The sequence below is a fragment of the Bacillus cereus group sp. N21 genome (assembly GCF_016483395.1).
GTDB classification, from domain to species: Bacteria; Bacillota; Bacilli; order Bacillales; family Bacillaceae_G; genus Bacillus_A; species Bacillus_A pseudomycoides.
Window position 1 is genome coordinate 1 of the sequence record NZ_JAEHBX010000114.1, and the last position, 9,487, is coordinate 9,487.

The window sequence follows — 9,487 nt, forward strand, 5'->3', positions numbered from 1 at the left end:
TGTAACTTTAAGAACGTCAATTGGAGCATTAAGAGGAGCGTGAGGAACGATGTCTGATGGAACGCGGAATGGTATACAATCCGAGCCACTCCCGGCTTTCCTAACCAAGGAAGTAGCAGAAATGTTAAGTATTAGCGAAAGCTATTTGCGTAAATGGTGTTTAGAGTTAGAAAAACATGAGTACATCTTTGTAAAAGTTCGTGATCCTAAAAGTAATCGCGAGTATCGAACCTTTACTTCAAAAGATATAAAAGCTTTGAAAAAATTTCAAACACTTATGAAAGATGCCGGATATAGCAAAGCGGATGCTGCCAAAACCGTAGCAATAACCATAAATAGTGAGAATTGGAACACGGGTGGAACGTCCCACGATCCAATGGATTCTCAATCCTTGCTTATTACAAGAGATAAAGAAATATTGGAACGTGAAAACAACACTAATTTATTACGTGAATTGTTGCGCGAGGAACGTAAAGAAATAACAGAAGAACTCCAATCCATGAGAGAAGAACTACGACGAACTCAAGAAGAAATTCAAACATTGAAAAACGGTATACAAACATATCAAAAACACCATGAACAATTGTTGCAAGAAAGAGATGAGCAACTTTTACATAGCATACGATCTATTCAAGAGACTAAACAACTAGTTGCTCCTACTACAGAAAATAAACATCATTGGTGGAAATTCTGGAAATAAAACAAGCCTTGCATATATGCAAGGCTTGTTTTATTTCACATATATATTTGAACATCTGACTGTTCTGACGTTACTTTGAAATAAAGTTTAAACATTTTCTAGCTGTGTTGCTCCACAATCGCGCCCTTTAGCTGAATAATTCTTATTTTGAATTTATGTAATATAACAGATGATCAGTCTACTCGCAAAATTCAAATATAGGTCCTTTCCTTGTTTATACAAACTCCATTCCTACACTTTTTGCTAATTAATAGAAGATGATCTAAAAATCCAAGGAAAGGGGAGACAATAAAGATTATTCATTACAAAAAGCCCCCCTTTATCTTTTATTAGTTAAACGCTATTAAGCTAATTCGAAAAGGAAGGTTTTCTCCCCAACCGATATGTCCCCGTACAATTACAGCACCATTAATTGGAACAACGTTATGGACCTGCATACTAGCAGCTCCCATGTGAGGTCTATTATTTTGCCATTCGTAAACCGATGCAACAACTCTAGTCCGGGGACTAACACCCGGCATGGGCACTCTCACTTCGAACCCTTCACGATCAAAAAATGTTTCGGATTGATGGGAAAAACCTCCACGATATTCACTGGGATCGAGGACCTGCTGTTGGGGTGCGTAAGATGGAAAATAACCATTTGTATAATAAGGGTAATACGAATTCATGTGAACACTTCCTCTTATTTTTTGTTTACTCACTTAGGTTGTTTAATTACTAAATTATGTCTATGTGAAATATTCCCTCGTGTATCCACAAATGTCTCTAATATATAAGCCTAAACACATAATAAAAAAGCCTATTTTCACGATGTATAAAATTCTGCATATCGATTTTACATAGAAAGAAGGAAAGAACCTAATAAAAGCAAGAATTCTTGTAAATCCTTGCTACCGATAATGAGACGTTATGTTAACTAGACGTGTATGAGATATACAATCAAACAAAGTTATTTTCCATTTTCATTCTTATTTTGAAATAGATGCACAATCAAAGGTTCACCAACAAATAAGATTGGAAATCCTACGACTATATATAATCCATTTTTTGGTATTCTTAATATAATTGCAAGATAACTAAAAGAAAAAGCCCATAATGCTAAAATTATGATTTCTAACATCTTCTTTTTCATTAAAGTTAAGCACCCCAAATCCCCTTAAAAAAGTTGTATTCGGAATATTGTAACAAAATCAAAAAAGACCCTACAAGAGGGTCTTTCATCAGCTAATATTAAGCTTTTTGAACATTAGTAGCTTGTAGGCCACGTTGTCCTTGTTCTACTTCAAACGTTACACTTTGTCCTTCGTCTAAAGATTTGAAACCGTCGATTTGGATAGCTGAGAAATGTACGAATACGTCTTCTCCACCTTCACGCTCGATGAATCCAAAACCTTTGTCTGCATTAAACCATTTTACTTTACCTTGTTCCATAATTGTTGCCTCCTAGTGTGGATACCCACACATATGTTACTACCCTTGCTCAAATACCTTAGACGAAAAACAAAATTTATTCTTAATCTCAAACCGAACAAAAATAGGTCTTTCTTAAATTAACATACTTTCTAAAAAATAGCAAATTTCAAAAATAAGTCCTTATGGTAATTAGCCACTAATAGTGGTTGCTGGAGAAAAAGTCACTATGATAGTCATCACAGCAAGAAGTTGCCAAAGGATCTCGACAATATCATTGGTTTGATTTTTTTCAGACATTCAACAACTGATAAAATTAGCTATTTTCGAGTTAAATTTTACTTCTGATAACGGATTTTATGTTTACTGACAGCTCCAAAAGAGCTGTTTTTTACTTTTATTAAGGTTTTGGCAGTTCTCTTGCTTTTGGGCAGAGGCTGGCCGGGGGTGTGGGGGCAGAGCCCACCACATAAACGTGTAGATCTATAAAGTAAGAGTAATACAATAGACGAATGATCTGGCGGTTCGGCTCGTATAATTGCTTATCCAAGTCGATAACCATTATCTTGCTTTTGGTCTGTCGACTTGGCGATAAAAGCAAATCGAGCCGAAAAAAGTTTTGCAAGGACATCATAAAAAAGAAAAGGCGTTAGCCTTTAGGTGAGGATTTACGAACCGACCTTTTTATGATGAAGGTGGAGATTTTTGAGCGTTGTTTGCTCAAAAATACTACCTGTTCCTTGCGGAACTTTTAGCTCTTTAATAATAGTGATAATAGAGAGCATTTACAAAAAGCATGTAGATCCCTTGATACAACTGGGTTTAATGCACTTTTTAGGGTGTCACGAAAAGGTGACACTTTTTTGTTTTTTGTCACCTTTTCGTGACACCTAAATAATGGATAAAGTACATAAAAAAACTGTATCAAATTGATACAGTTTAAAAAAATCTAGCTGGTAATTTTACTTTTTTACCATTTTGATCTTTAAGATTTTTCAAAGAATGTTGAAACAATCTCATCGTTAATTTATCAAGTTTCACTTCATTTTTTCGAGGTGCACAAATCATTATGTAAGGATTTACTATCCATGTTCTAGGACTTACAGTGCGACCATTTTCAATAATTTGTCCTGCACCTTCTGGATTAAGTAAAATTTCTTTTTTCTTTAATGAATTCATAACAGTTGATGTTTTTTGCCTTGATTTCCCTATCATTTCAGCAATTTCAGAAACAGTTGCCGCTCTTGGTAACTCAAAATCGTCCTCAACGATCTTTCGTTTCCTTTTAAATTTATCATCTCTACAAATAATGACATTACTTCTAAATTCCAAATAAGCTTGAATTCTAAATAAAAAACTTTCTTCTGCTTGAGTTAAATAACCAATACTATTCAATAAATCTAAATTTCTATGCATTACTTGATTAAAAGGTTCTCCAGCAAATGGATCTTTATTAGTTCCAACATAATGGTCTTCTCCAGTTAGTTCTTTTAACTGTTGTAAAAGAGATTTTTTAAGTTCTTCAGCCTGATCTCTTTGTTTTCCATCTTTCTCAAAATCTCTTTTTCTAGCATTTCTATTAGCTTGATTTAAAGCTTGTCCTAAAATTTGTTCATTTTCATCTTTCATTATGTCAATTCCTCCTCTAATTGAGGGAATCAACAAAAATACCTATTTTTTGCTATTTGATTATGAATCAAATTATGATAATCTATAACCAGATAAATGAATTTTAGGTATTTCCATTGAATACCCTTTAAAATGAGCCATGTTACCGCATGGCTCGTTTTTTATTTTATCACATATATTCTCTCAAAAGATTATCAAACAAAGTTTCCCAAAAAAAGTAATTACTTTTTCTATGGATCTTTTAACGCTCTATATCATATCCTTGCTTTTTAACCATTTCCCTCTCATTTTCACGTTCAAATTGATTATTTACTCCTTTATTACCTAATTCATTTTTAATAAGCTCTCTAAACTCTTTAAATTGTCCTTTAAAGAGTTTTTTTGTTTGCTGATATAAAACCCTTATGTTTGTCTGTAAATCTTTTATATGAGCTTTTAACGAGCTTATTTCAGTATTTAATACACTTATTCTTTTTTGCAACTGACTTCTTTCTTGTTTTAACGTTCGATTTTCTTCCATCCACCCCTCTGCATGCACTTTTAAACTTTCATTCTCTTTCACAAAATCTGTTTTTCTCAAACGCTCATAATCTTTTTTGATAGTAACGGCTGCATTCACTTGTTTTGTAAATTCTTGATATTGTTCCGGTGATAATACATAATTTCTTGTCTGTTTCTTCTTGATTTCAGCTTTTCCAAACATTTTATCCTGTACTTCTGTTATTACTTCTTTACCCAAAAATGGAATTTTAACAGGCTCATTTGGTACTTGATCCGTAACACTATCCAATTCTCTTTGCTGTTGTTTCACCTTTTTTTCTAACTCTATATATCGCTGACCAATCAGCCGTAACTTTTCACTTTCACTTTTTACTTGTTGTTCCACTACTTCTAACTCTTTGTATTTATCAGCTACATGTGTTTTTACCATCTGTAATTCATTTACTTTTTCTTCAGCATATTTCATATGATGGTCAAAAACTTCTAACTGCATTTCTTTTTCATATATTTGATTCTCAACGGTTGATTTCATTTCAACATATTCCTTGTATTGACGGACCTTCATATACTTATGTGAACCCACATTAGCACGTTCAAAATTCGGAATTTGTTCTTTAGCCAAAGATTCAATATAAGCCGTTTCTATTTGTCTCCAATTCGCAATTAACTCCGTCCCTTTTCCTTGTACGCCTTGTTGTTGCAAGGCTCTATCCATTCCGACACGCCTCGTTAATCCTCGACTACTTTCGAAATTCGGTACATAGTTAATATGTAAATGCGGATTGGCTTCATCATCATGTAAAACCATGTTATAAACTACTAAATTTGGATTTCGCTCTTGAAACGCCTCAGCATAGCGCTTCAGTGCTTCTTTTTTCGCCCCCCTATACATTGGATCGTCTTTACCTTCCCCAATCGCTACAACCACTTCTCGTTGCTCATGTGTCTTATCGTCTTTATGTATTTTGTTATAGTAGTCATCAATTTTACGATCATTCCGTTTTTGTTTCTCGTTATACTTGTCCACTGCTTCTTGAAAAACATCCTTGTATACACTTCGGATGTCTTTTTGAACAAAGTAAATATTCTCATCTAACCTGGCTGGATCTATGCCAGGATTTCCATGAATATTTTCTCTGTTATTGTGGCTTAATGAACTTTGGTGAGATTGATTAAATGAGATAGAACCCAACATAAAATGCCACCACTTTCCCTAGATTAATTGATACCATAAGTCTAGCAAAGCGACGAAATGGAGTCAATTACAGTAACCCTATACGTATTTTGACACTAACGTATCAAAATCGATAGGGGTCTGCGACGCTTTTCGGCTTTGCCGAGCCATGCCCAGCATGGCAAAAACAAACCTTGGGCTTTGCCCAAACCCACTGGGGAACTCTTCCCCAGACCCCATCCATCGAACACCCCAACCCCTCAATCCTTGAGGGGCTCCCTCGCCGGTTGGCAGGAACAAACGGCCGTTTGTTCAATGCCAAGAGGGTTCGGGTGTAGTCTAGTTGGTCAAGTCAAATACTCCCTTCGCTTCGCTAGGTCCGTTTTGATTGACCAACACATGCAAAGACCTCTACTGATCACTTTCACTTTGCTCTCTTTTTTTCACCGCATATTCATATAATCGTTCATTAAACTCTTTATCTATCCTTAAAAACTGCTTCTCAGTATTATAGCGTTCCTCTATTTCTTTCAGAAATAATACCTCAGGTTCAGGCATTACATATTGCCCCTCAACCACAATCGGTCTAGCTGCTTGTATCTTCACCTGTAACGATGTCAATTTACAAAACTGTGGTACTGAAAGTTCTCTCATCTTTGCTAATATTTCTAACTTCTTATATTGTTCTTCATTCACTGTAAACTTGACTTGAATCGTTTTTTCTTTGTCCATTTTAGTACCTCCATAATGTACTTTTTAGTACCTACAATTGTACCATTTTGTACCATAAAAACTAACTTTTACTTATTAAAAAATCCCATTTTTTTATCTAATTAGCACTCAAAAATGTAAATATTGCGGATGAGCGGTGGGTATAACGCTTATACTGCTTTTACACCGCTTTTCTACTAGTTTTATACTTGTAATTTTGAGATTTCCCTCATAGAGTTCCTTCTCTTTTACAAGGTTAAAATTCGAAATGTTATATAGAATTTCTTTTAATTTATATAAAAATTTTTATCTTTTATATAATTAAACTTTACTTTTTTATAAAATAAGTTTAATATAGGTCTTAAGAAAGGAAGGTGTTAACTATGAAGGGAAAATATGGTGATTCCATAGTGAATAAAGTGTACGAACATAGAGTATTAAGAAGAATGTCACAAAAAGATTTAGCTGATGCTGTTGGAATTTCTAAGCAAACGATATTTGTTATGGAAAAGAATAATTATTCTCCTTCACTGGTGTTAGCATATCGAATAGCTAATTATTTTGAGGTTGATATAAACGAAATATTCTCTTATGTAGGAAAGGAAGATAATAATGCTTGATCTATTAAACAACTGGATGTTAGAAAGCATAGACAATTTCAATATCGTTGTAGGTTTTACAGGCCTTCTATGGGTCGGTTCAGTAATTGTACTTTTTATTATCGGAAAAAAATTTGGTCGACCAGATGAAAGAACAAATGGTATTTATTTTAAAATTATTTTTGTTATGTTTATTGCTCAACTTGTAATGCATGGCGTCTTTATTTCTTGGGTAAATAAAGATATGTATTTCCGTCAATTTTCTATATTATTCGAAGCTGTTGTATTTTTCGTTGGAGCTATTTATTCTGTTAGATTATACAGACAAGAATTCAAATAATTTATTTGAAAAACAATAAAAAAACAGTAGTGATTTTATGCACTACTGTTTTTTATTTCCCCTTTTCGAATGTAAACTTTTGTATATTTGTTTACATTCGAATCACCGAAAACATTGACCTCACCCCATTTCCCCTGATATCCTCAAAATTAGCAAGAAAAGTATACATTCAAAATACTATAAATAAAGAAGTACAGAAACCTATGAACAAAAAACCACATCTCATTGATTTCTAACCCATCCGAGCAAAAGAACAGATCGAAAATATGAAATGGGGCCTCAAGTAACATAATTTATAAAAACAACTTATCAATAAATTTAATCACTATTCTGTTCTTCACTTTCTTCATGTATCTGTCCAATTAATGAGATAACCGAACCAACTGCTTGTATCCAACTTCCAGTAACATTTAATAATGATATATCATCATTCTCTTCGTCTTTACTGTTCTTCTCGTCTGTATCATCTTTATACTGACTAGCTTTCAATTCATATACACCACTTAAAGCTTGCAATGAATTACCTATGGATTGCAATAAGTTTCCAATGATATTATATATCTCACCTTTATTTGAAGTATCCTCAAACTCATCCCCTAAAGCAGTAGCTCCACCTAAAGCTTGAATCCAATTTCCAGCAATAATTAATTTTTGTTGAATTTCATCTTCAAAATCTATAATAAGCCCAGTTATTACTGTTACATTACCAACTGATTGAAGTTCATTTCCAATTGTTTCAAGAGATAATTCTCCCTGTCCGTCAGCTTCAACAGCATTCCCAACGGCTTGTAATACATTTCCCCACAAATTCAAGTCGTTTCTCAAATCCTTTTGTATAAATGAAAACGGTGTACTTCCAACAGCAGAAGTAACTGTTCCAATAGCTGCTAACCATGCCCCAAAGATTTCTTTCAATTGATTATCCATTTGCAATCTATCCTGTCAATTAAGGTACTATTATTCATAAAAAATGCCATTAGAATAAGAGAATCCAATGACTTTTAAATTCGCAAATATGAAAAATGAAAATGATTATTATAAAGGGGTAAAAAAGCTTTGTACCAAAGACTGATAAGTTTATATATATTATATTCATTACAATATATAGGTAACTTGCCCATATAAAAATAAAATTAATTTAAGTTCCCATAACACCACTTACCGGTAGTTGAATCATAATCCAGAATTTTTTTATTTATAGAAAATAGGGCAAGCTTATGCTTGTCCCTCGAATTAAACTGCTTTTATTAAGTTTTAGTTAGTTAAACGAACACCCGTTGTAACGCAACCTGATTGTGTATTGTCAGTAAATGCAACTTCACCTTCAAGAGTTAATGGTACTTTAATGGTTAGATTTTTATTAAAAGAATCTAATATAGCTTCTAGTTCACACACTTTTCCCTCTTCCACACAATCAATGGAAGAATCTATAATTACGCGATTGCTTAAATTATAGACAATGGTTAAACAGACTGGAGCAGTTAAACCTGTTATAATACAAGGCATTTTATCTGCAGAACCTCCTTTTCTCCTTACTATTAATAAGAAATGCAAATGAGACAAGTTTGGTGAAGACAGATGAAAATAAAACGATAAAAATGTATGATTGCCACCTGTACTAAAACTATTTTCGTACACTTTCATTTACTCTGGTTATTTTCATAAAAGGATCAATTAATCAGATTTAAATATTTTGTTTAGCCACGGATCTTTTTTTGAGCTTTTTTCTTTTTTCGACCTTTTTTGTTTACTCATTTCTTCGACTAAGTGATTCAGCTTTTCTAAAATGGATTTTATTTCATTTAATTCTTTAGTATGTTTTTCAATCAATTTTTTAATTTCTTCAAGTTCATCTGAATGTTTCACTTTGAATAAGTCATTTAATGGTAATCGAATTGGCTCGTTTAAACTTTTCACTAATTGTTCCTGAAATTTATTTTCGGAACTGTTCATGTCCATGTTTTTACCCTCGCTTTTTTCAAGAATGATAAGATATTATACAGACAAGAACTTAAAAAAGTGAGACCATTTTCATTTTAAGTTTTTTGTAAGATTCTTTCATTTTAGTTCCATCATTCCGGCAGCCACATAAAAAAGAAAATTTTATTCAAACCTTGTTGAACTAACATTCTTCGTTAGTTCAACAAAATATAAAGTATTGCATGAATACTTTATACAAATCTAGTCTACATAAAAGTTCATTATCGGTAGTATCTCATTTTGTTCATTGATAAAATGACAAGGTACTTTGTTCTTAGTCTACTAATATTCTTTGAAGCTTGACTTGGCCTATATTACCGACAAATTCCACATTTCAAAGGTATTTCGTTTTATCATGTATAATGTAACTTTAAGAACGTCAATTGGAGCATTAAGAGGAGCGTGAGGAACGATGTCTGATGGAACGCGGAATGGTATAC

12 protein-coding genes are annotated in these 9,487 nt (G+C 33.1%); 3 read left to right on the forward strand and 9 right to left on the reverse strand.

Annotated elements, in window-relative coordinates:
- Positions 1–49 precede the first annotated feature (49 nt).
- Entirely contained in the window at positions 50–700 is a 651-nt protein-coding gene (locus JDS96_RS28755; RefSeq protein WP_199668852.1) for a DUF3967 domain-containing protein, read from the forward strand.
- A gap of 329 nt (positions 701–1,029) precedes the next feature.
- Here the strand turns inward: JDS96_RS28755 and JDS96_RS28760 are convergent, their stop codons facing one another.
- The 6 genes from JDS96_RS28760 to JDS96_RS28785 all read right to left on the reverse strand — a co-directional run bounded on the left by JDS96_RS28760 (position 1,030) and on the right by JDS96_RS28785 (position 6,149).
- Positions 1,030–1,233 carry a hypothetical protein gene (locus JDS96_RS28760; protein WP_199668853.1) on the reverse strand — a complete coding sequence of 68 codons (204 nt, stop codon included), beginning with the start codon at positions 1,231–1,233 and terminating at the stop codon, positions 1,030–1,032.
- A 419-nt stretch (positions 1,234–1,652) separates the two neighbouring features.
- Entirely contained in the window at positions 1,653–1,835 is a 183-nt protein-coding gene (locus JDS96_RS28765; RefSeq protein ID WP_199668854.1) for a hypothetical protein, read from the reverse strand.
- A gap of 98 nt (positions 1,836–1,933) precedes the next feature.
- Entirely contained in the window at positions 1,934–2,134 is a 201-nt protein-coding gene (locus tag JDS96_RS28770; RefSeq protein WP_088094677.1) for a cold-shock protein, read from the reverse strand.
- A 918-nt stretch (positions 2,135–3,052) separates the two neighbouring features.
- On the reverse strand, positions 3,053–3,742 hold the full coding sequence (locus JDS96_RS28775) for a Rep protein (RefSeq protein ID WP_199668855.1): 690 nt from the start codon (positions 3,740–3,742) through the stop codon (positions 3,053–3,055).
- Positions 3,743–3,983: 241 nt separating this feature from the next.
- Complete coding sequence (locus JDS96_RS28780; RefSeq protein ID WP_199668856.1) at positions 3,984–5,438, reverse strand: plasmid recombination protein; 1,455 nt, start codon at positions 5,436–5,438, stop codon at positions 3,984–3,986.
- Between the two features lie 390 nt (positions 5,439–5,828).
- Entirely contained in the window at positions 5,829–6,149 is a 321-nt protein-coding gene (locus JDS96_RS28785) for a hypothetical protein (RefSeq protein ID WP_199668857.1), read from the reverse strand.
- Between the two features lie 362 nt (positions 6,150–6,511).
- Between JDS96_RS28785 and JDS96_RS28790 the strand changes: the two genes are divergently transcribed.
- Together JDS96_RS28790 and JDS96_RS28795 are read left to right on the forward strand one after the other, a co-directional pair.
- A complete protein-coding gene (locus tag JDS96_RS28790) occupies positions 6,512–6,748 on the forward strand; it encodes a helix-turn-helix transcriptional regulator (RefSeq protein WP_199668858.1) in 237 nt (78 codons plus the stop codon).
- A complete protein-coding gene (locus JDS96_RS28795; RefSeq protein WP_199668859.1) occupies positions 6,741–7,067 on the forward strand; it encodes a 6-aminohexanoate hydrolase in 327 nt (108 codons plus the stop codon). The genes JDS96_RS28790 and JDS96_RS28795 overlap by 8 nt, the downstream gene beginning before the upstream one ends.
- Positions 7,068–7,385: 318 nt before the next feature.
- On the opposite strand, the gene JDS96_RS28800 is transcribed toward JDS96_RS28795, so the two are convergent.
- From JDS96_RS28800 to JDS96_RS28810, 3 genes are all read right to left on the reverse strand, one after another.
- Positions 7,386–7,994 (reverse strand): DUF6944 family repetitive protein, encoded by a 609-nt coding sequence (locus JDS96_RS28800; RefSeq protein WP_199668860.1) that lies wholly within the window; start codon positions 7,992–7,994, stop codon positions 7,386–7,388.
- 327 nt (positions 7,995–8,321) lie between these two features.
- Positions 8,322–8,705, reverse strand: coding sequence for a hypothetical protein (locus JDS96_RS28805; RefSeq protein WP_242480016.1), 384 nt, complete (start codon positions 8,703–8,705; stop codon positions 8,322–8,324).
- Between the two features lie 36 nt (positions 8,706–8,741).
- Positions 8,742–9,026 (reverse strand): hypothetical protein, encoded by a 285-nt coding sequence (locus tag JDS96_RS28810; RefSeq protein WP_199668861.1) that lies wholly within the window; start codon positions 9,024–9,026, stop codon positions 8,742–8,744.
- Positions 9,027–9,487: the final 461 nt, after the last annotated feature.